21 protein-coding genes and 1 tRNA gene are annotated in these 20,539 nt (G+C 73.7%); 9 read left to right on the forward strand and 13 right to left on the reverse strand.

Translation table 11 applies throughout. The annotated features are described in order from the left end of the window. Nucleotides 1–49: 49 nt before the first annotated feature. Nucleotides 50–826, reverse strand: coding sequence for an ABC transporter ATP-binding protein (locus ACZ56L_RS09065; RefSeq protein ID WP_401754004.1), 777 nt, complete (start codon nt 824–826; stop codon nt 50–52). A gap of 397 nt (nt 827–1,223) precedes the next feature. On the opposite strand from ACZ56L_RS09065, the gene ACZ56L_RS09070 reads away from it, so the two are divergent. After that, nucleotides 1,224–1,309, forward strand: a tRNA-Leu gene (locus ACZ56L_RS09070). Nucleotides 1,310–1,522: 213 nt separating this feature from the next. On the opposite strand, the gene ACZ56L_RS09075 is transcribed toward ACZ56L_RS09070, so the two are convergent. Then, entirely contained in the window at nt 1,523–1,960 is a 438-nt protein-coding gene (locus ACZ56L_RS09075; protein ID WP_471062732.1) for a hypothetical protein, read from the reverse strand. 258 nt (nt 1,961–2,218) lie between these two features. Between ACZ56L_RS09075 and ACZ56L_RS09080 the strand changes: the two genes are divergently transcribed. Further along, nucleotides 2,219–3,103 (forward strand): Bax inhibitor-1/YccA family protein, encoded by an 885-nt coding sequence (locus ACZ56L_RS09080; RefSeq protein WP_345222250.1) that lies wholly within the window; start codon nt 2,219–2,221, stop codon nt 3,101–3,103. A 100-nt stretch (nt 3,104–3,203) separates the two neighbouring features. On the opposite strand, the gene ACZ56L_RS09085 is transcribed toward ACZ56L_RS09080, so the two are convergent. Next, a complete protein-coding gene (locus tag ACZ56L_RS09085; RefSeq protein ID WP_345222251.1) occupies nt 3,204–3,434 on the reverse strand; it encodes a DUF4287 domain-containing protein in 231 nt (76 codons plus the stop codon). Between the two features lie 103 nt (nt 3,435–3,537). Here ACZ56L_RS09085 and ACZ56L_RS09090 point away from each other — a divergent pair, with 103 nt between their 5' ends. Then, a complete protein-coding gene (locus tag ACZ56L_RS09090) occupies nt 3,538–3,858 on the forward strand; it encodes a hypothetical protein (RefSeq protein ID WP_471062734.1) in 321 nt (106 codons plus the stop codon). A 4-nt stretch (nt 3,859–3,862) separates the two neighbouring features. Here the strand turns inward: ACZ56L_RS09090 and ACZ56L_RS09095 are convergent, their stop codons facing one another. The 3 genes from ACZ56L_RS09095 to ACZ56L_RS09105 form a co-directional block, all read right to left on the reverse strand. Further along, nucleotides 3,863–4,786 carry a hypothetical protein gene (locus ACZ56L_RS09095; RefSeq protein WP_345226422.1) on the reverse strand — a complete coding sequence of 308 codons (924 nt, stop codon included), beginning with the start codon at nt 4,784–4,786 and terminating at the stop codon, nt 3,863–3,865. 451 nt (nt 4,787–5,237) lie between these two features. Then, the gene (locus ACZ56L_RS09100) at nt 5,238–6,458 is read right to left on the reverse strand and encodes an acetyl-CoA C-acetyltransferase (RefSeq protein ID WP_401753998.1); all 1,221 of its coding nucleotides are present in this window, start codon (nt 6,456–6,458) and stop codon (nt 5,238–5,240) included. A gap of 351 nt (nt 6,459–6,809) precedes the next feature. Then, nucleotides 6,810–7,802, reverse strand: a complete 993-nt coding sequence (locus tag ACZ56L_RS09105; RefSeq protein WP_471062837.1) for an SGNH/GDSL hydrolase family protein — start codon at nt 7,800–7,802, stop codon at nt 6,810–6,812. Nucleotides 7,803–8,013: 211 nt separating this feature from the next. Here ACZ56L_RS09105 and ACZ56L_RS09110 point away from each other — a divergent pair, with 211 nt between their 5' ends. Both ACZ56L_RS09110 and ACZ56L_RS09115 read left to right on the forward strand, forming a co-directional pair. Continuing rightward, a complete protein-coding gene (locus ACZ56L_RS09110; protein ID WP_345222254.1) occupies nt 8,014–9,405 on the forward strand; it encodes a cystathionine beta-synthase in 1,392 nt (463 codons plus the stop codon). Nucleotides 9,406–9,544: 139 nt separating this feature from the next. Then, nucleotides 9,545–11,623 (forward strand): serine/threonine-protein kinase, encoded by a 2,079-nt coding sequence (locus ACZ56L_RS09115; RefSeq protein ID WP_471062736.1) that lies wholly within the window; start codon nt 9,545–9,547, stop codon nt 11,621–11,623. A 10-nt stretch (nt 11,624–11,633) separates the two neighbouring features. Here ACZ56L_RS09115 and ACZ56L_RS09120 read toward each other — a convergent pair whose 3' ends face one another. Beyond that, entirely contained in the window at nt 11,634–12,077 is a 444-nt protein-coding gene (locus ACZ56L_RS09120; RefSeq protein WP_471062738.1) for a hypothetical protein, read from the reverse strand. A gap of 179 nt (nt 12,078–12,256) precedes the next feature. Between ACZ56L_RS09120 and ACZ56L_RS09125 the strand changes: the two genes are divergently transcribed. Continuing rightward, entirely contained in the window at nt 12,257–13,159 is a 903-nt protein-coding gene (locus ACZ56L_RS09125; protein WP_471062740.1) for a MurR/RpiR family transcriptional regulator, read from the forward strand. 64 nt (nt 13,160–13,223) lie between these two features. Here ACZ56L_RS09125 and ACZ56L_RS09130 read toward each other — a convergent pair whose 3' ends face one another. The 6 genes from ACZ56L_RS09130 to ACZ56L_RS09155 form a co-directional block, all read right to left on the reverse strand. Beyond that, nucleotides 13,224–13,598, reverse strand: coding sequence for a hypothetical protein (locus tag ACZ56L_RS09130; protein ID WP_345222260.1), 375 nt, complete (start codon nt 13,596–13,598; stop codon nt 13,224–13,226). 24 nt (nt 13,599–13,622) lie between these two features. Further along, entirely contained in the window at nt 13,623–14,084 is a 462-nt protein-coding gene (locus ACZ56L_RS09135) for a roadblock/LC7 domain-containing protein (protein ID WP_345226425.1), read from the reverse strand. Between the two features lie 62 nt (nt 14,085–14,146). Then, complete coding sequence (locus tag ACZ56L_RS09140; RefSeq protein ID WP_471062742.1) at nt 14,147–14,926, reverse strand: DUF4388 domain-containing protein; 780 nt, start codon at nt 14,924–14,926, stop codon at nt 14,147–14,149. Further along, nucleotides 14,923–15,339, reverse strand: coding sequence for a hypothetical protein (locus ACZ56L_RS09145; RefSeq protein ID WP_345222264.1), 417 nt, complete (start codon nt 15,337–15,339; stop codon nt 14,923–14,925). Before ACZ56L_RS09145 ends, ACZ56L_RS09140 begins: the two co-directional genes overlap by 4 nt. Before the next feature lie 146 nt (nt 15,340–15,485). Continuing rightward, nucleotides 15,486–15,764 carry a type II toxin-antitoxin system RelE family toxin gene (locus ACZ56L_RS09150; RefSeq protein WP_471062744.1) on the reverse strand — a complete coding sequence of 93 codons (279 nt, stop codon included), beginning with the start codon at nt 15,762–15,764 and terminating at the stop codon, nt 15,486–15,488. A gap of 4 nt (nt 15,765–15,768) precedes the next feature. Continuing rightward, on the reverse strand, nt 15,769–16,050 hold the full coding sequence (locus ACZ56L_RS09155) for a type II toxin-antitoxin system Phd/YefM family antitoxin (RefSeq protein WP_471062746.1): 282 nt from the start codon (nt 16,048–16,050) through the stop codon (nt 15,769–15,771). A 198-nt stretch (nt 16,051–16,248) separates the two neighbouring features. On the opposite strand from ACZ56L_RS09155, the gene hutU reads away from it, so the two are divergent. The 3 genes from hutU to ACZ56L_RS09170 are packed head-to-tail and all read left to right on the forward strand — an operon-like array spanning nt 16,249 to nt 20,491. After that, nucleotides 16,249–17,946, forward strand: coding sequence for a urocanate hydratase (gene hutU, locus ACZ56L_RS09160; RefSeq protein WP_471062748.1), 1,698 nt, complete (start codon nt 16,249–16,251; stop codon nt 17,944–17,946). Further along, the gene (locus tag ACZ56L_RS09165) at nt 17,943–19,154 is read left to right on the forward strand and encodes an allantoate amidohydrolase (RefSeq protein ID WP_345222272.1); all 1,212 of its coding nucleotides are present in this window, start codon (nt 17,943–17,945) and stop codon (nt 19,152–19,154) included. Before hutU ends, ACZ56L_RS09165 begins: the two co-directional genes overlap by 4 nt. After that, on the forward strand, nt 19,151–20,491 hold the full coding sequence (locus ACZ56L_RS09170; protein ID WP_468687656.1) for a formimidoylglutamate deiminase: 1,341 nt from the start codon (nt 19,151–19,153) through the stop codon (nt 20,489–20,491). Before ACZ56L_RS09165 ends, ACZ56L_RS09170 begins: the two co-directional genes overlap by 4 nt. Nucleotides 20,492–20,539: the final 48 nt, after the last annotated feature.

Raw genomic sequence — 20,539 nt, forward strand, 5'->3', positions numbered from 1 at the left:
GTCCTGGGGTGAGGAAGAGAGGGCGGGGGGCGGGGCGGGAGCGGGGGCGTCAGCTCGTACGGCCCTTGGTGTCGAAGTCCTTCATCCGGTCCAGGACGCCGTCCGCGGTGGGGTGCAGCATCTCGTCCACGATCCGGCCGTCGGCCAGGAAGACCACCCGGTCCGCGTAGGAGGCCGCCGCCGGGTCGTGGGTGACCATGACGACGGTCTGGCCCAGTTCCCGTACCGAATTGCGCAGGAAGCCCAGCACCTCGGCGCCGGAACGCGAGTCCAGGTTTCCGGTCGGCTCGTCGCCGAACATGATCTCCGGACGGCTGGCCAGGGCGCGGGCCACCGCCACGCGCTGCTGCTGGCCGCCGGACAGCTCGGAGGGGCGGTGCTTGAGCCGCCCGGACAGGCCGACCATCTCGATGACCTTCTCCAGCCACGCCGCGTCGGGCTTGCGGCCGGCGATGTCCATGGGGAGCGTGATGTTCTCCAGGGCGTTCAGCGTCGGCAGCAGGTTGAACGCCTGGAAGATGAAGCCGATCTTGTCCCGGCGGAGCTGGGTGAGCTGCTTGTCCTTCAGGGCGCCGAGCTCGGTGTCGCCGATGCGCACCGAACCGGAGGAGAAGGAGTCCAGTCCGGCCACGCAGTGCATCAGCGTGGACTTGCCGGAGCCCGAGGGGCCCATGATCGCGGTGAACTCGCCCCGCCGGAAGTCGACGGACACCTTGTCCAGCGCGACGACCTGCGTCTCGCCGTGACCGTAGACCTTCGACAGCTCGGTGGCGCGGGCGGCGACCGCGGTGGTCTGGTGCGCGGCGGGGTACGGGTACGTGGTCACGGTGGAGCTCCTGTCGGGACGCTTGGGGGGACGCTTTCCATCCTCACGGCGCTTTTACGTCCCCGAGTCCCTCCGCACGGCAGTCCTGGGGCAGTCTGCGGTCTGACCCGTGCGCACCGCCGTCCTACCTGAGGATGACGCCGACCCCGAGGACCCGACGGGTGTGCGCGAAGAGCGATCAGCCGTGCACAAGACGTCGAGTTTCCGTCAATCCCGTGCACGCTGCGACACCCGGACGACACGACTCCGCACCTGCTCCGGCATGTGCCAATGGACCGGTCGCATCGCTGACGCACCATCAAGCGCCCATAAAATAAGACAGCATGAGGCCGGAAGTACCGCTGTTCGGGGGACGCCTGCGGATAGGCTCTGAGCCATTGTCGCGGCCCGCGCGCCTGCCCGGATGGTGGAATGCAGACACGGCGAGCTTAAACCTCGCTGCCCCTCGGGGGCGTACCGGTTCGAGTCCGGTTCCGGGCACCACTCGTGCACCTCGGGCCACGAGAGCAGCACCGCCATGTCGGACCGTCACGGGCGCCTGCCGCCCGGAGCCGGCGACCCGGGCCGTGTCGGGCCCGTGGTACTCGGCCCGACCGGCCAGGTCCTCACCCGTGCGCCGCCCCGGCGGCGGCCGGCTCAGTTCTGTGACGCCCGGTCCCCCCCCGGGGACGCGCCCCTCGCGCGGGGATGCCCGTGCTACGGGTGTGCCGCGTGGTGCGCAGCGCCCTTCGTGCGGCGGGCCTCCTTCATCTCGGCCTCGTACAGGTGGCTGTGGCCCTGCGCCAGGTCCTCGCGCAGCTCCGCTTCCACGCTCTTGTACGGCTCGTAGAAACCGGCGTCGTACTCCTCGACCACCTGGAAGGTCCAGCGTCCTTCCAGGACGTTGCGGCCGACGAGTTCCCGGTCGACGCGGTCCGCCCAGTCCTCGTGCCCGGCCTTGCGCAGCAGTTCGACCGCCCGGCCGAGTTCGAGATCGGCGGTGCCGGTGAGCTGGTGGAACTCGTACAGGTGCCCGCGGGCCCGCTCGACCGTTTCCAGGGCCTTGGACACGGAGCCCAGGGCCTCCACCGTCGCGTCGCTGACACCCTCCGGGCGCTGGTGGGCCGGGGTCGGCCCTTCGTGGTTGACGTTCATCTCCCTCAGGTCCCCGCGAATGGCCCCGGCTAATGCCCCGGAGGCGATTCGACCCCGTACGAGTGCGTCCGAGCGCGGGGGCGCCGGGCGTGCGGGGGCGGGCCGGACGGGCCGGCGCACTCCTCCGCCGGAACATTTCCGGGCCTTCCCCGGTTCGTCACGATCGGGGAAAGATCCTCCTTGGGTACAGGGGTGGTTTCTTTGCTACCCCATTACTCTTGACAGCAAGGTCGCACACGGTGGCCATGGAGGAGTGAGATGAGGAGCAGCAACCCGGTCTTCTCGCGACGGGGGTTCGGCCGCGACAACGGCCACGCGGGCTTCAACGCCCAGCAGCCGCAGGCCGGGGGCCCCGCCGTTGGTACGCAGGGCAACCCCTACGCCCAGGGGAACCCGTACGCCCAGGACGCGACCAACCCGTACGCGACGAACCCGTACGCACAGCAGGACCAGTACGGCGCCCCCGTGGCGCCGCCGCGCGGCAGCGTCATGACGATGGACGACGTCGTCACCCGCACGGCCATCACGCTCGGCCTCGTGGTCGCGGGCGCGGCCGTCGCGTGGATCACCAACATGGGCCTCGGCCTGGCCATCGGCGCCGCGCTCGTCGCGATGGTGCTCGGCCTGGTCCAGTCGTTCAAGCAGAAGCCCAACCCGGCGCTGATCCTGGCGTACGCGGGTTTCGAGGGCCTCTTCCTGGGCGCGCTCAGCAACTACGTCAACACGTTCGTCGCGCCCGGCGCGGCGATGCAGGCGGTCCTGGGCACCATGGCGGTCTTCGCCACGATGCTCGTGCTCTACAAGACCCGCATCGTGCGCGTCACCGCCCGCTTCACCCGCTACCTGATGATCGCCGCGATCAGCTTCATGGTGCTCACCGCCGTGAACCTGCTGTTCATGGTCTTCGGCGGCGGTGACGGCCTCGGCTTCCGCAGCGGTGGCCTCGGCATCGTCTTCGGCCTCGTCGGCGTCCTGCTCGGCGCCTTCTTCCTGGCACTCGACTTCAAGCAGGTCGAGGACGGCGTGGCCTACGGCGCGCCCCGCGAGGAGTCCTGGATGGCGGCCTTCGGCCTCACCATGACCCTGGTGTGGATCTACCTGGAGATGCTGCGTCTCGTCTCGATCCTGAGCGGCGACGACTAGCCGACGGGCAGCACCGGCTGACGCACGGGAAGGGCCCGCGGACCGATTCATCCGGTCCGCGGGCCCTTCCGCGTCGACAGGGGGGGCGGAGGAGCGGAGGTCAGCGGAGGTTGCGGGCGGCGCGCCTGAGGTCGTACTCGTGGATGATCGCCTTGGCGTGCCCGTGGGCCAGGTTGTGCTCGCTGCGGAGCCAGCTCACCTTCTCCTCGAAGCGGAAGAGGGAGGGACCGTCCTCGACGGTGCGCAACCAGTCGGACACTTCACGACCGGTGCAGTGGGGGATGCGGGAGAGCAGGTTGCGATGGGTCTCGTCGGAGAAGACTTGGGACATCGGCGCCTCCGGAAGGCTGTGCTCGGCGGAAGGTCCTCCACTGCACCGTGCCTGAGCGAGGGCCCGTTGGCAACAGTCCGGGACGGGCGCGTAGGGTCGCGGCGTGCTGGATACGACCCCCCTGCTGACCGCCGTCGAACGGCTGGCCGACCGCCTGCGGTCCACCCCCGAGAGCCGGCTGCGGCGCGGCGCCGCAGCCGACGGACTCGCCCTCGCCCGCGAACTCGCCCTGCGCGCTCAGCGCCTGGAGTTCCCCGGCCGGGCGCCGCGCGTGCTCCCGGACGCCGGCCTCTTCTCGGTGGCCGACCAACTGGCCGTTGCGGGCCGGGACCTGGCGCTGGCCGTGGGAACGGCCCCGCCCGCGGAACTGGACGAGGCCGTGCGGCTGGTCGAAGCGGCGGAGCGCGGGCTCCGGAGGTCCTGAGGGCCTAGTCCGGGAGCGACGCGATGACGCGGTCGGCCAGGATGTAGACGTTCTCCGTGCCGCAGGAGAAGGTCAGTGCGTACGCCCCCGAGATCCCGGAGCCGCCCAGCAGCACCGGGGTGTGGCCGGCCCGCAGGGCCTCGGCGAGCCGCTCCGCCGTCTCGCGGTGCCCCGGGGTCATGCACAGCGTCGTGCCGTCCGCGAAGACGTACATGTCGAGGGTGCCCAGCGGGCCGGGGCGCACGTCCGCGAGCGGGGCGCGGGCCGCGGCCAGGTCCTCCAGGCGGGACATCGTGAACGCGTGGTCGCCGGTCGTCCGGGACGTCTGCACCGGTACGAAGTCGGGGTGCGAGGGGTGCCGGCGGCGGGCGGCGGCCAGTGCGGCCGAGTCCTCCTCCGGCTCGTCGTCCGGCTCGTCGCCGGTGGCGACCTCCTCCTCGGGGGCGGTGCCGTACGGCGGCAGGTCGAACTCCTCGGCGAAGTTCAGCTCGCCGCGCGAGGTGGCCAGGAAGGCCTCCAGGTCGCTCTCCTTGAGGCCCGTGAAGTCCGTGGGCTGCGGCAGGTAGTACGCGAGGGACTCCTGCTCGGCCGTGCTCAGGCCGGCCAGCAGCGAGGGCGCGTCGGCCGCGTCACGGGCCTCCTGCGCGGCCCAGAAGGCCCGTGCCTCGGCCAGCTCGCGCTCGCGCTCCTCGGCCAGGGCCTCGGTCACCGCGGCCCGTATCTCGGCGGCCGGGGACGCGTCGCCGCGGGTCTGCTGCGGGAGCACGGCCGAGGCGGCCCGCGCCCGCAGCTCCGCGGCCTCCGCCCGGTCGGCGGCGCGGTCGGCGCGCAGGGCGGCGACCTCCTGGCGGAGACCGCGCACGGTGTGCAGGGCGGCGCCGCCGACGGCCGCCGTGGCAGCGGTGGCGAGCAGCAGGGCGAAAGACATGGCGCTCACGTGCGTACTCCTGAATTCATCGCGATCCCCTGGGCGGACTCCGGGGCGGACCCCAGCCTGCATCGGTCCCCCGACCGATCCCCCGGAATTCCTACCTCAGCTTCCCGTGCCCGCCCGCTCGCCCATAGGGCATAACGTCATGAAACGGACAGGTCTTTGGGCCTGGTGCGCCCTCCGTCCCCGCTGTGACCTGCACGTTTCCCCACCTCTCCGGGGCCAGGTCACAGCCTGGGGGAGATTGGGTCACGACTGGGACGCGAGGCGAGTGGAGGGGCGCGCGGGCAAGGCGCGCTCCTCGGGCGCTCACCCGATTGTGCGCTCGGGAGGGCTCGCGCGCTCGCTGATCGGGGTGTTTCGTGAGCTGTTCCACAACCGGGGGCACGGGGACGCCCCGGCCGTCGCGGTCGCGGGCCGGGGCGTTTCCGTGCTCGGGGCGGGCGGGTCAGCTCAGGCGTTCGATGACCATGGCCATGCCCTGGCCGCCGCCGACGCACATGGTCTCCAGGCCGAACTGCTTGTCGTGGAACTGGAGGCTGTTGATCAGCGTGCCGGTGATCCGGGCGCCGGTCATGCCGAAGGGGTGGCCGACGGCGATCGCGCCGCCGTTGACGTTGACCTTGTCCAGGTCGAGGCCGAGGTCCTGGTAGGACGGGATGACCTGGGCGGCGAAGGCCTCGTTCAGCTCGGCGAGGTCGATGTCGCCGACGGTCAGCCCGGCGCGCTTCAGCGCCTGCCTGCTGGCCTCCACCGGGCCGTACCCCATGATCTCGGGGGAGAGGCCGGAGACGCCGGTGGAGACGATGCGGGCGAGCGGGGTCAGGCCCAGCTCCCGCGCCTTGGTGTCGGACATGATCACGAGGGCGGCGGCGCCGTCGTTGAGCGGGCAGCAGTTGCCGGCGGTGACCAGGCCGTCGGGGCGGAAGACGGGCTTGAGGCCCTGGACGCCTTCGAGGGTGACGCCGGCGCGCGGGCCGTCGTCCTTGGCCACGACGGTTCCGTCGGGGGTGGTGACGGGGGTGATCTCCCGCTCCCAGAAGCCGTTCTTGATGGCCTCCTCGGCGAGGTTCTGCGAGCGGACGCCGAACTCGTCCATCTCCCGGCGGCCGATGCCCTTGAGGCGGGCCAGGTTCTCGGCGGTCTGCCCCATGGAGATGTACGCGTCCGGTACGAGACCGTCCTCGCGGGGGTCGTGCCAGTCGGCGCCCTCCTGCTCGGCGCGGGCGGCGGTACGGGCCTCGGCCTCGGCGAAGAAGGGGTTGTGCGTGTCGGGCAGGGAGTCGGAGTTGCCCTTGCTGAAGCGGGAGACCATCTCGACGCCGGCGGAGACGAACACGTCCCCCTCGCCGGCCTTGATGGCGTGCAGGGCCATGCGGGAGGTCTGCAGCGAGGAGGAGCAGTAGCGGGTGACGGTGCAGCCGGGGAGGTGGTCCATCCCCATCCGTACGGCGACGACGCGGCCCAGGTTGTTGCCCTGCTCGCCGCCCGGGAGGCCGCAGCCGAGCATCAGGTCGTCGATGTCGCGCGGGTCCAGCTCGGGCACCTTGGCCAGGGCGGCCTGGACGATGGTCGCGGTGAGGTCGTCGGCGCGGAGGTCCTTCAGGGAGCCCTTGAAGGCACGGCCGATGGGGGAGCGGGCGGTCGAGACGATGACGGCTTCGGGCATCGGGGCTCCAGGTTCTGGGCGGTGCGGGCGCGTTCCGGGCGGGATGGGGCGCGTTCCGGGCCGGGCGGGGTGAAGTGGCCGGTCCGCCCCCGAAGTTACCGGCCCGTACCGGGGCGGGTCACCGGGTGCGCGGTGTGACACGGGCCGCACTTCTAAGCGGGCGCTCATGCGGGGCCGTACGCGGGGGCCCGTACCGCGTACGGGCCCCCGCGTACGGGCCCGTGGCCCCGTACGGGCTCGTGGCCTCGTGCGGGCCCGTGACCTCGTGCGGGCCCGCGGCCCCGCGACTTCCGCACCCCGTGGCCTCGTGCGGCCCCGCGGCCCCGCAAGCCCCCCGGTTCCCCCGCCCCCCTACCCCGTCGCGCTCGGCGCGTGGGCCGGGTCCGGGGCGGTGGGGATGCGGCGGCGGCGCCGGTGCTTGAGGAGGGCCCAGGGGCCGCGGGCGCCCGTGACCTCCGTGCCCGCCTCCGCCGCGGCCCGGGTCGCCGCCCGTGCCACCGGCAGCATCGACTCCTCGCGGTCCCCGTCCAGCCGATCGGATTCCGGCCAGAGGCCGAGCGCCGCGCACAGGGTGGGCAGGACCGCCATCGCCGCGGTGGAGTACCCCTCCGCCGAGGGGTGGTAGTTGTCGGGCCCGAACAGCTCGCGCGGGTTCGCCTCGAACTCGGGGCCCAGCAGGTCCCCGAGCGACACCGTCCGCCCGCCCTGCTCGACCGTCCCGATGGTCTGCGCCGCCGCGAGCTGCCGCGAGACGCGCCGGGCCAGCCACCGCAGCGGCTGGTAGACGGGCTCGATGGTGCCGAGGTCCGGGCAGGTCCCGACCACCACCTCCGCCCCGGCCGTGCGCAGCCTGCGCACCGCCGAGGTCAGGTGGCGCACGGACTGGGTGGGCGGCATCCGGTGGGTCACGTCATTCGCGCCGATCATGATCACGCAGACGTCCGGCGGCCGGATCGGGTCCCGTACCAGCAGCGAGACCTGACGGTCCAGATCGTCCGACATGGCCCCCGGCAGCGCCACGTTGCGCAGCTCCACCGGCCGCTCCGCCACCGCCGCCAGACCGGAAGCCAGCAGCGCCCCGGGCGTGTGCCCGGCCCGCCGCACCCCCTGGCCGGCCGCGGTGGAGTCGCCCAGAACGCCCAGCCGCAGCGCCGGCAGCCCGGTCCGGCCCGCGAAGGCCGTGCCGTACAGACCGTCCGCGGGCGGGGCGATCGGGGCCACCCCGCCGCCCACCGACCGTTTCGCCAACTGCACCTCCGCCAGCACCAGCCCCACCGCCGCGACGCCGATCAGCCCGATCCCGCCGCCGCCGTACGCCGCGCCGGCGGCGATCCGCCGTGCCACCCTCGCTCTCGACACCGTCGCAGCCACCTCCTCGTAGAGCCATCCGCGGGGATGTCCGTGGAACATCCGTACGGAAAGCAGTCCGTACATCTCCTAACTGCCCGGTAACGGGTGCTGCGTAATCTCCGCCATCGGTGAATACGGGGAGTGGAGCAGTCGTACGGCGCGGGCCTACTCTGGGCGGCACCATCACGGAAACCCCGGAGAAGACGTGCACTTTCACGACTCGATGATCAGCCTCGTCGGCAACACCCCGCTGGTGAAGCTGAACAGAGTGACCGCAGGAATTCAGGCGACCGTTCTCGCGAAGGTCGAGTACTTCAACCCGGGCGGCTCCGTGAAGGACCGGATCGCCGTCCGCATGATCGAGGCCGCCGAGCAGAGCGGCGCGCTCCGGCCCGGCGGCACCATCGTGGAGCCCACCTCGGGCAACACCGGTGTCGGCCTGGCGATCGTGGCCCAGCAGAAGGGCTACAAGTGCATCTTCGTCTGCCCCGACAAGGTGTCGCTGGACAAGATCAACGTGCTGCGCGCGTACGGCGCGGAGGTCGTCGTCTGCCCCACGGCCGTCGACCCGGAGCACCCGGACTCGTACTACAACGTCTCCGACCGGCTCGTCCGCGAGACGCCGGGTGCCTGGAAGCCCGACCAGTACAGCAACCCGAACAACCCCCGGTCGCACTACGAGACCACGGGACCCGAGCTGTGGGAGCAGACGGAGGGCAGGATCACCCACTTCGTCGCGGGCGTCGGCACGGGCGGCACCATCTCCGGCACCGGCCGCTACCTGAAGGAGATCAGCGAGGGCCGGGTCCGGGTGGTCGGCGCGGACCCCGAGGGCTCGGTCTACTCGGGCGGTTCCGGGCGGCCGTACCTCGTGGAGGGCGTCGGTGAGGACTTCTGGCCCACCGCCTACGACAAGAGCGTCACGGACGAGATCGTCGCGGTCTCCGACAAGGACTCCTTCCAGATGACGCGCCGCCTCGCCAAGGAGGAGGGCCTGCTGGTCGGAGGCTCCTGCGGCATGGCGGTCGTGGCCGCGCTGCGGGTGGCGGAGCGGCTGGGCCCGGACGACGTGGTGGTCGTGCTGCTGCCGGACAGCGGGCGCGGGTACATGAGCAAGATCTTCAGCGACGAGTGGATGGCCGACTACGGCTTCCTGGAGGACGCGGGTCCGTCGGCGCGGGTGGGCGACGTGCTCCGGTTCAAGGAGGGTGGGGCCATCCCGCACCTGGTGCACATGCACCCGGAGGAGACCGTCGGCCAGGCCATCGAGGTGCTGCGCGAGTACGGCGTCTCGCAGATGCCGATCGTGAAGCCGGGCGCCGGCCACCCGGACGTGATGGCCGCCGAGGTCATCGGCTCGGTCGTGGAACGCGAGCTGCTGAACGCGCTGTTCGCCCAGCGGGCCTCGCTGACCGACCCGCTGGAGAAGCACATGTCCGCGCCGCTGCCGCAGGTGGGCTCCGGCGAGCCGGTGGAGGACCTGATGGGCGTCCTCGGCGGCAAGGGCGGCGCGGACGCGGCGATCGTCCTGATCGAGGGCAAGCCGACCGGCGTGGTGAGCAGGCAGGACCTGCTGGCCTTCCTCGCGAAGAGCTGACGCCCCGTCCGTTCCCGGCACGCGCACGGGCCCGGATCGACCGGCGCCGCCCAGGTCTCGGCCCGGGGCTCACGGTACGATGCGGGCCTGTCGCGTGCGGGACACACGTTCGGGGTTCGGGGAAGGGGTCGGTCGCGTCGTGGAGGGCCTGGGGGACGGCGATCCGCGCGCCGTCGGCACGTACCGGCTGCTCGGGCGGCTCGGTGAGGGCGGCATGGGGTGCGTGTACCTGGGCCGGTCGGCGACCGGGCGCACCGTCGCCGTGAAGCTGATCCGGGCCGAGCTGGCGGGGCGCGCCGACTTCCGCGGCCGGTTCCGGCAGGAGGTCGAGTCGGCCCGGCGGGTGGGCGGGGCGTGGACCGCGCCCGTGCTGGACGCGGACTGCGACGCCGAGGTGCCGTGGGTGGTCACCGGATACGTTCCCGGGCCCTCGCTCGCCGAGGTCGTCGGCGCGTACGGGCCGCTGCCGGAGCATTCGGTGCGCACCCTGGCCGCCGGCCTCGGCCACGCCCTGGCCGACATCCACGCCGCCGGGCTCGTCCACCGCGACCTCAAGCCGGGCAACGTGCTCGTCACCATCGGCGGACCCAAGGTCATCGACTTCGGCATCGCGAAGGGGATGGCCGGGACCGGCCTCGCGGCCACCGGCCCGACCGGCACGGGCGTCGTGGTCGGCTCGCCCGGCTGCATGTCGCCCGAGCAGATCCGCGACGAGCGGCTCGGCCCGGCCAGTGACGTGTTCGCCCTCGGCACGGTGCTGGCGTACGCGGCGACCGGACGGCTCCCGTTCGGCGACGGCAGCGGAACGGGCGGGCTGCACGCGGTGATGTTCCGCATCGCCGCCGGGCAGCCGGACCTGACCGGCGTCCCGGAGCCGGTGGCCGACCTGGTGCGGGCCTGCTGCGCCCAGGAGCCCCGGGACCGCCCCGAACCGGCCGAGCTGATCCGCCGGGCGGCCTCGGGCCCCGCCGTCTCCCCGTGGCTGCCGCCCGCTCTCATCGCGGACCTGGGCCAGCGCGCGGCGCAGCTCCTGGACGCGGAGCCGACGGAAGGGGGGACGCCGGGAGGGGGGACGCCGGACGCGACGCATCGGAGCGGTCCTCCCGCACCCCACCAGAGCCACGGCGGCCCGGACTACGGCAGCCAGGGTCACGGCGGCCCGGCCCCCGGCGGCCGGGGTTACGGCAGCCCGGACTACGGCGGCCAGGGTCACGGCGGCCGGTTCGGGCCGCCCTCGGCCCCCGTGCCCCCCGTCGGCCCCGTCGTCACCAGCAGCGCCCCCGTCTCCCCGCCCGCCCGGCACGCCCGGCGCGGGCTCCTCGTCGGGGGCGCGGTGGCCGGGGTGCTGGCGGTCGGCGCCGCCGTCGCCGTACCCCTGCTGAAGGGGGAGGAGGAGCCCGCCGGCGCGCGCGGTCCGCAGGCGGCGCCCACCGCGCCGCCCGGCGCGGGCGAGGAGGCCGCTCCCCTGCCGGGGGCCGCCCTCGACCCGCCCGCACCGTCCGCGAGCGGCGGCGCGAAGAGCACGAAGACCCCCGACGCCGCCGGAGCCCGGCTGCCGGAGGAGTTCCACGGGACCTGGATCGGCAGTGTGCTCAAGGACGGCAAGCCGCTCGGCCAGGACCGCCGCTTCACCCTCTCCGCGGGCGGGACGGGCGACGCCGTCCTGCGCGGCACGAGCATCGACGCGGCGTACGAGTGCACCAGCAGCGGGACGCTGAGGTCCGTGCGCGCGGGGACCGTCACCCTGACCGGCAGCTTCGTGTCCGGCGTCCCGCGCTCCCGGTGCAACGTCATCACGGCGCAGAGCCTGCGCCGGGGGACGGGCGACACCCTGGTGTGGAAGGGGCTGGACCGGACCGCCACGCTCCGCCGCGTCGCCCCCGGCAGCGAGAGGGTCCCGGCGAACCTCGTCGGGACGTGGACGCGCGAGCTCGCGTCGGGCGGCACCCAGAAGGTGACCGTCCGTCAGGCCGCCCCGGGCACCCGGGCCGTGACCCTGGTCTCGGCCTCCGACGAGGGAAAGAAGTGCGTGTCGTACGCCAACCTCTTCACCGCGTCCGGCGGCGCCGCCCGCATCGGTCCCGCCGTGGTGGACCGGCGCACGTCGGCCAAGGGGTGCGAGACGGGCTCCTCCTCCACCCTGCGGGCCTCGGGCGAGGTGCTCACCCGGTCGTACCCGAACGGCAGCGCTCCCCGCACGTACCGCAAGGGCGGCTAGGCGCGCCGGCTCACTCCCAGTCGGAGGCCCCGGCGCGGTTCCGGCGGCCCTCGCTCCAGGGCGCGCGCCACGTCGAGTGCACCGCGTTCACGCCGAAGATGCCGAGCCAGCACACGACCAGGCCGAGCAGTCCGGCGTTGGCGACGGCGATCGCGGAGAGCGGGACGGCGAGGACAAGGGTGATGACGGCGAGGCCGAAGCGCTCGCCGAAGCCGCCGTCGCCGGAGGCGGGCCGGGCGGGCCGGGAGGAATGGCGGGTGACGGTCGTCTGCTGCTCGGCGAGCTGCCGGCGCACCCGCCGGTCGACCGTGGCGTCGAGGCGCTGCTCGACCTTCTCCAGGAACGATTCGACCAGGGCCGCCTCGTAGTCCGCCCCGAGTTCCCTCCGGGCGTCCACGGTGGCGTCGAGGTCCTTCTTCAGCTCGGGATCGCGAGCGCGGCCTGTTGCGTCCATGCTTCGACGGTACGGACGCGGGGTCGCCGGGGCAGTGGGGGTAACCCCCGGTTTCGCTTGGGGGGGCCGCCCCCGGAAACCCGGCCCGGGGCGGCGTCCCTTCACCCCCGCACCGCGTCCTGTATATGGTCATGCAGGCGACTGGGCGGCTGAATAGGAACAGGGAGGCGGGGTCGGACATGGGCGAGACGGTCGGGGCCGCGAACGGCGGCGCGGGCGGCGGGTCCGGCACCGGTGACGGGGGAGCGGGGTCCGCCGCCGGGCGGCTCCAGCAGTTGTTCGAGGGGCGGCGGCTCACGCCCACCCAGCGGCGCATCGCGCACAGCATGGTGCGGCGGGCCGGGGAGGTGCCGTTCCTGTCCAGCGTGGAGCTGGCGGAGCTGGCCGGGGTCAGCCAGCCGTCGGTGACCCGGTTCGCGGTCGCGCTCGGCTTCGACGGCTACCCGGCGCTGCGCAGGCACCTGCGCGAGGTCGCCCCGGCGGACGGCGCGGGGGCCGAGGAGGTCTCGTACAACGAATACCAGCAGGCCGTGCTGGGCGAGATCGAGAACCTGCGGCACCTCGCCGAGGTCCTCGCCGACCCGACGCCCGTTGAGCGGGCGGGCCGGCTGCTCGCGTCCTCACGGGTGCTGCCGGTGCTCGGGCTGCGGGCCGCGTCCTCGCAGGCGCGCGGCTTCGCGTACTTCGCGGCGAAGGTGCACCCCGATGTGCGGCTGCTCGACGAGGGCGGCTCGATGCTCGCCGACCGGATCGACGCGGCCCGGCGGGCGGGGGCGGACGTCCTGCTGTGCTTCGCGCTGCCGCGCCACCCCAAGGAGGTCGTGGAGGCGCTGGCGTACGCCCGCGAGCAGGGGCTCGTCGTGGTGACCGTCGCCGATTCCGCCTTCGCGCCGGTCGCCCGCCACAGCGACCTGCTGATTCCGGCGGCCGTGGGCACCGGGCTCGCCTTCGACACGGCGTGCGCGCCGATGCTGCTGGGGCGGGTGCTGCTGGAGGCGATGTGCGACGGGCTCCCGCAGGCGCAGGCGCGGCTGGAGGAGTTCGACGTACGGGCGACGGCGCGCGGGCTGTTCGTGGAGTAGGCGCGGGGCGGGACAGGGGGGCGGGGGCGGCGTGCCGGGGCGCGCCCCCCGTCCCGGTGGCGGCTCAGACCTCCAACTCGGTCTCGATCTTGCGGAGTTGGTGCCGGGCCATCGCCAGGTTCGCGCGGCCCTTGTCGAGCGCCAGGTACAGGAAGAGGCCGTTGGCGCCGCGGCCCCGCATCAGGCGGATCAGGTGGTACTGGGTGCCCAGGGTGATCAGTATGTCCTCGATCTCGTCGTTCAGGCCGAGGAGCTCCATGGTGCGGACCTTGGCGCGCACCACGTCCGTGTTGCCCGCGGCCGCGACCGTGAGGTCGAGGTCCTTGGTGCCGCCGGCGGTGCCCAGGGCCATGCCGCTGGTGTAGTCGACGAGGGCGACGCCGACGGCGCCCTCGATGGTGGTCATTGCTTCCTTGAGGGCGGCTTCGGTGGTGGCCATGGTGCTCGCACTTCCTTCGTGTGGTCAGTTGGGGGTGGGGCGTGTGGTCGTGGTCGTGTCCGTGCCGGTGTGCGCGGTCGCGGTCCGGTCCGGCCCGGGGGCGTTCGCACGGTCCATGAGTTCGCCGATACGGGCCCCCGCCCGGCGGGCTTCGAGGTGCAGCCGGCCGACGTTGATCCGGGGTTCGGCCAGCAGGGTCAGCACGGCGCAGGCCCCGGCCGCGTACGTGGCGACGTAACCGTCCTCGCCGCGCACCAGCAGTTCCCGGAAGCCGCCCTGCCCGGTGGCGTCGGTGAGCCGCAGGGACACCCCGAGGGCGGCGGCGGTGAGGGCGGCGACGCCCTCCGGTTCGACGCCGGGGGCGTCCTCGGCGAGCACGAGCCCGTCCACGCTGGCGGCGACGGCGCCGGTCAACTGGGGCAGCCGGGCCCGCAGCCGGCCCAGTTCCGCGAGGACCTCCGGGTCCGGGGGCCTGGGCCGGTCCAGGGGCGCGGACCTCCGCTCCGCGCGCTTGTCGGCCCGTACCGCGCGGGTGCGCAGGGCGCGTTTCACAGTGCCTCCAGGGCGTTGCGGAGTCTGCGCAGCAGGGCGACGTCCGGGTCCTCGGTCACCCGGGGCAGCCACGGGGGCGGGGCGACGGCGGCGGCGTCCGGGGCCTCGTGCGGCGTGGCCACGGCGCCGGCCGCCGCGAGCCGCCGCACGTCGACCAGGGTGTGGAAGGCGGCCCGGCCCAGCAGGCGGGCGATGTCCGCGGGGGTGCGCACCCCGTCGGCGAGGTCGAGCACGTCCCGCTGGCGGCGGGTGACGGGGTACGGCAGGTCGGTCTCGGTGCGCACGACGGGGGAGTCGTCGGTGCCGGGGTACGGCCACAGGGCGTCCAGCAGTTCCCTGCGGCGCAGGCACTCACGGGCCAGCACCCGGGCCGGCACGGGGCGCACCGGGCCCATCCAGTGCGCGACGCCGTGCCGGAAGCGGGTCGGCCCGCTGCCGGGGCCGAGCACGAAGTAGGCGGCGTCGAACAGGGCGCCCAGGTGGGCGAGTTCGAGCTCGCCGTCGGCCAGGCGGCCGCTGTCCACCAGGTAGCGGCCGACCCGGCCGTCGGGCCCGGCCAGGTTGAACGCCTCCTGCCAGCCCTCCCGGGGCAGCCGCCCGTCCAGCAGGACCTCCAGGCCCGGCGCGGCCGGGCTCTCGGCGTGCACCACCTGGCCGTCGTCGAGGTAGAGGGTGCCGTGGTCGCGCAGCAGGGCGCCGGTGGCGCGCTCGTCGGCGAGGCGGGCCAGCATCGGGGAGAGCGGCGGCGGGGGCGGGACCAGGGTGGCGGCGGTCATCCCAGCACCAGCCGTTCGGCGAGGTCGGCCAGGCGCAGCCGGGCCAGGGCGAGGTTGCCCTGTTCGCGGTCGAGCCACAGGTGGAGGAAGACGCTGCTGTCGAAGGAGGTCTCCACGTAGCGCAGCAGGTGGTAGTCGGTGCGGGTGGTGACGATGACGTCCTCGACGGGCAGGCCCTTGTCGGCCTGTCCCGGGTCGTCGCGCCGGTGCCGGCCGGGGCCGGGGGCGAAGGTGCCGTGCTCGGCGGCCATCCGGGCCAGCTCGGCGGATTCGGCGGCGGCGGTCTCGCTGTCGCCGCCGGCGGCCTCCCCGGCGGTGCCGAGGGCGAGTCCGCTGGTCCAGTCGACGACGGCCGCCCCGCGTGCGCCGGGCAACTCCATCGCTTCGACCAGGCATGCGTCGATTCCGGACACGCAGAACTCCCCTCCTCCCGGGTCCCCGCCGGGCTTGCGTGGTGGGGCTGACACTAACCAACTGGGGGGAGGGGGAGGGGAGTTCTGGCATATTCCATCGGAGGGGGCCGTTCCGCACTAGCCTGTGCGCGGAGAACTCCGGCTGTTCACATTCCGCGGTACACGTCGCGGCGGTTGGCTGCGGCCAGCACCCACAGGACGAGCCGGCCGTTCTCGACCGTGCAGACGGCCCGGTAGTCGCCGATGCGCAGTCTCCAACGCGCGGAGTGACCCTGGAGGGCCTTGATGTCGAAGGCCGAGGTGTCGCCCCGGTCCATGGCCTTCTGCAGGTCGGCGAGTTTGCGCAGCACGCGCAGGGCGTCGGGCTGGGGCAGCGTGAGCAGATCGCGCTGGGCGTGCGGAGTGAACCGCGTGACGTGTCCCATCGCCTCAGCCGTGGTGCGACCGGAGCCGGGCGGCCATCTCTTCGAGAGTGACCGACCCGTCCGTGCCCTCGGTCTCGGCCGCGTCGGCGAGCTGGTTCAGCCAGTCCTCCTCGGCCTGCTCCTCGATGCGGCGCAGACGCCGGTACTCGTCGATGTCGACCAGCACGGCCTCCTCCTTGCCGCGCCGTGTGATGACCGTGGGGGTGCCCTCGCGGCGGGCGCGGTCCATGGCGTCGGCGAGGTGCTTGCGGATTTCGGCCATGGACTCGATGACGGGCTCGCTCATGCGCCGAGTGTGCCGGGAGTACGGGATGTACATCTGTCACTTCGGGTGCCTGCCGCGTCCGGCTGAACGGTGCCCCCCGGGGGGGCCCGCGGCGCCCGCGAGTCGGCGGGACGGGGGTGTTGACTAGTTCTATTCAGAAGTTCAGGATGTGAATAACAACATCATGGCAACGTCATGCGTCACGACCAGGAGGCATCCATGTCAGGACCCCGACCCGTACGAGCCCCCCGCGGTACGGAGCTCAGCGCCCTGGGATGGCAGCAGGAGGCCGCCCTGCGCATGCTGCAGAACAACCTCGACCCCGAGGTCGCCGAGCACCCCGACAAGCTCGTCGTCTACGGCGGCACCGGCAAGGCCGCCCGCGACTGGCGCTCGTTCGACGCCATGGTGCGCACGCTCAGGACGCTCAAGCAGGACGAGACGATGCTCGTCCAGTCCGGGCGCCCGGTCGGCGTCATGCAGACCCACGAGTGGGCCCCGCGCGTCCTGATCGCCAACTCCAACCTGGTCGGCGACTGGGCGAACTGGGAGGAGTTCCGCCGCCTGGAGGCCCTCGGGCTGACCATGTACGGGCAGATGACCGCCGGGTCGTGGATCTACATCGGCACGCAGGGCATCCTCCAGGGGACGTACGAGACCTTCGCCGCCGTCGCCGCGAAGCGGTTCAACGGCACGCTCGCCGGGACCATCACCCTCACCGCCGGACTCGGCGGCATGGGCGGCGCCCAGCCGCTCGCCGTGACCATGAACGACGGCGTCGCGATCTGCGTCGACGTCGACCCGCGCGCCATCGAGCGCCGCATCGAGCACAAGTACCTGGACGTGCGCGCCGACTCGCCGGAGCACGCCCTGCGGCTCGCCGTGGAGGCCCGCGACGCCCGCCGCCCGCTGTCGATCGGCCTGCTGGGCAACGCCGCCGAGCTGCTGCCCCGCCTGCTCGCCGAGGGCGCGCCCATCGACATCGTCACCGACCAGACCTCCGCCCACGACCCCCTCGCCTACCTCCCCGTCGGCGTCGACTTCGACGACATGGCCGACGCCGCCGCCAAGGACCCGGCGGGCTTCACCACCCGCGCCCGCGAGTCCATGGCCCGGCACGTCGAGGCGATGGTCGGCTTCATGGACGCCGGCGCCGAGGTCTTCGACTACGGCAACTCGATCCGCGGCGAGGCCAAACTCGCCGGTTACGCGCGCGCGTTCGACTTCCCCGGCTTCGTGCCCGCGTACATCCGCCCGCTCTTCTGCGAGGGCAGGGGCCCGTTCCGCTGGGCCGCCCTGTCCGGCGAGGCGTCCGACATCCACAAGACGGACCGCGAGCTGCTCAAGCTCTTCCCGGAGGCCGACTCCCAGCAGAACGCGTCCCTGCACCGCTGGATCAGGATGGCCGGCGAGCGCGTCCACTTCCAGGGCCTGCCCGCCCGCATCTGCTGGCTCGGCCAGGGCGAGCGCGACAAGGCCGGCGAGCTGTTCAACGACATGGTCGCCGACGGCACCCTGGCCGCCCCGCTGGCCATCGGCCGCGACCACCTCGACACCGGCTCGGTGGCCTCTCCGTACCGCGAGACCGAGGGCATGCTCGACGGCTCCGACGCCATCGCGGACTGGCCGCTGCTCAACGCGATGGTGAACGTGGCATCGGGCGCGTCCTGGGTCTCCGTCCACCACGGCGGCGGCGTCGGCATGGGCCGCTCCCTGCACGCCGGCCAGGTGACGGTGGCCGACGGCACCGAGCTGGCGGGCGAGAAGATCCGCCGCGTGCTCACCAACGACCCCGGCATGGGCGTCATCCGGCACGTCGACGCCGGGTACGGCATCGCCGAGCGGACCGCCGACGCCCAGGGCGTCCGCGTCCCGATGCGCGAGGGCGACGACGTGCGTGCGGGTGACGGCGCGTGACCTCCTCGTTCCACGAGCTGTGGGCGGAGCTGCTGCCGATCGGCCGCAGCTCCGCCTCCGGCGGCTACCGCCGCTACGCCTGGACCGCCGCCGACGCCGACTGCCGCGCCTGGTTCCGGTCGCAGGCCGAGGCGCGCGGTCTGACGTACGAGACCGACCGCAACGGCAACCAGTGGGCCTGGCAGGGCGATCCGCTCGCCGGGGACGCCGTCGTCATCGGCTCCCACCTGGACTCCGTGCCCGACGGCGGCGCCTTTGACGGGCCGCTGGGCGTCGTCTCCTCCTTCGCCGCGCTCGACGAGCTCCGCCACCGGGGAGCGGAGTTCACCAAGCCGGTCGCCATCGCGAACTTCGGCGACGAGGAGGGCGCCCGCTTCGGGCTCGCGTGCGTCGGCTCCCGGCTCGCGGCCGGACAGCTCACCCCCGAGAAGGCGTACGAGCTGACGGACGGGGACGGCGTCCCGCTCCCGCGGGCCATGGAGGCGGCCGGCTACGACCCCTCCGCCATCGGCCCCGACCCCGAACGCCTCGCCCGGATCGGCGCGTTCGTCGAACTCCACGTCGAGCAGGGCCGCGCCCTGGACCTGTCGGGCGATGCCGTCGGCATCGCCTCCGCGATCTGGCCGCACGGCCGCTGGCGGTACGACTTCCACGGCGAGGCCAACCACGCCGGCACCACCCGCCTCGCCGACCGCCGCGACCCCATGCTCACGTACGCCGAGACCGTCCTCGCCGCCCGCGCCCAGGCCCGGCTCACCGGCGCGCTCGCCACCTTCGGCAAGATCTCCGTCGAGCCGAACGGCGTCAACGCGATCCCCTCGCTGGTGCGCGGCTGGCTCGACTCGCGCGCCGCCGACCAGGACACCCTGGACCGGGTCGTCGCGGGCATCGAGGCCGCCGCCCACGAGGCGGCCGCCCGCGCCGGAATCGACCTGAAGGTCGTCCGGGAGTCCTTCACCCCGGTCGTGGAGTTCGAGCACGCGCTGCGCGACGAACTCGGCCGGCTGCTCGGCGGCGGGATTCCGGTCCTGGGCACGGGCGCCGGACACGACGCCGGAATCCTCTCCGCGTCCGTGCCGACCGCCATGCTGTTCGTACGCAACCCCACCGGCGTCTCGCACTCCCCGGCGGAGTACGCGGCCGAGGACGACTGCGTCGCCGGGGTCCGCGCGCTCGCCGACGTCACGGAAGGTCTCGCCTGCGCATGACGAGCACCACGACTTACTGGATGGAACACGCCTGGCTCGACACCCACGTCGAGCCCGGCGTGGCCGTGGACGTGGCCGACGGACGGATCACCGCCGTCCGCCCGGGGGCCGCCGCCCCGCCGCCGGGCGCCGTCACCCTGCGCGGGCTCACCCTCCCCGGCCTGGCCAACGCCCACTCGCACGCCTTCCACCGGGCGCTGCGCGGGGCAGTGCAGGTCGGTTCCGGCACCTTCTGGACCTGGCGCGAGGTCATGTACGGGGTCGCCGCCCGGCTCACCCCCGACACGTACTACGCGCTGGCCCGGGCGGTGTACGCGGAGATGGCCCTCGCCGGGATCACCGCGGTCGGCGAGTTCCACTACGTCCACCACGCGCCGGGCGGCATCCCGTACGCCCGGCCCAACGCGATGGGGGAGGCCCTGGTCGCCGCGGCCGAGGACGCGGGCATCCGGCTGACGCTGCTGGACACCGCCTATCTGTCCTCCGGCTTCGGCGCGGCCCCCAGCTCCCACCAACTGCGCTTCTCCGACGGCACGGCCGAGGCCTGGGCGGAACGGGTGTCGGCGCTGACCGACTCGGCGTACGTCCGGCACGGGGCGGCCATCCACTCGGTACGGGCCGTGCCCGCCGCCGAGCTGGCGACGGTCGCCGCCTGGGCGCAGGACCGGCGGGCCCCGCTGCACGTCCACCTCTCCGAGCAGACGGCGGAGAACGACGCCTGCCGGGCCGCGCACGGCTGCACCCCCACCCAGCTCCTGGCCGACCACGGGGTGCTGGGGCCGGGCACGACCGGCGTCCACAACACGCACCTCACCCCCGCGGACATCGCCCTCCTCGGCGACTCGGGCACCGGCACCTGCATGTGCCCCACCACCGAACGCGACCTCGCCGACGGCATCGGGCCGGCCGGCCCACTCCAGCGGGCGGGCTCCCCGCTCTCCCTGGGCAGCGACAGCCACGCCGTGATCGACCTCTTCGAGGAGGCGCGGGCCATGGAGCTGAACGAGCGCCTGCGTTCGCGCACCCGGGGCCACTGGACGGCCGCGGCCCTGCTGCGCGCCGCCTGCGCCGACGGCCACGCGGCACTCGGCTGGGCGGACGCGGGCGTCATCGAGCCCGGCGCGCCGGCCGACTTCGCCACCGTCGCCCTGGACACCGTCCGCACGGCGGGCCCCGCTCCGATACTGGGCGCGGAGACGGCCGTCTTCGCCGCCACCGGCGCGGACGTCCGCCACACGATCGTCGGCGGCCGCCACGTGGTCCGCGACGGGGTCCACCTGTCCGTGCCGGACACGGCGCACGCCCTCGCCACCTCCATCGCGGCCCTGCACGGGTAGCGGCACCCGGGGCGCGCCCCCCCACCCATGCCCATGCCCCGGACCGCC

It is taken from the genome of Streptomyces sp. NPDC039736, assembly GCF_055596485.1.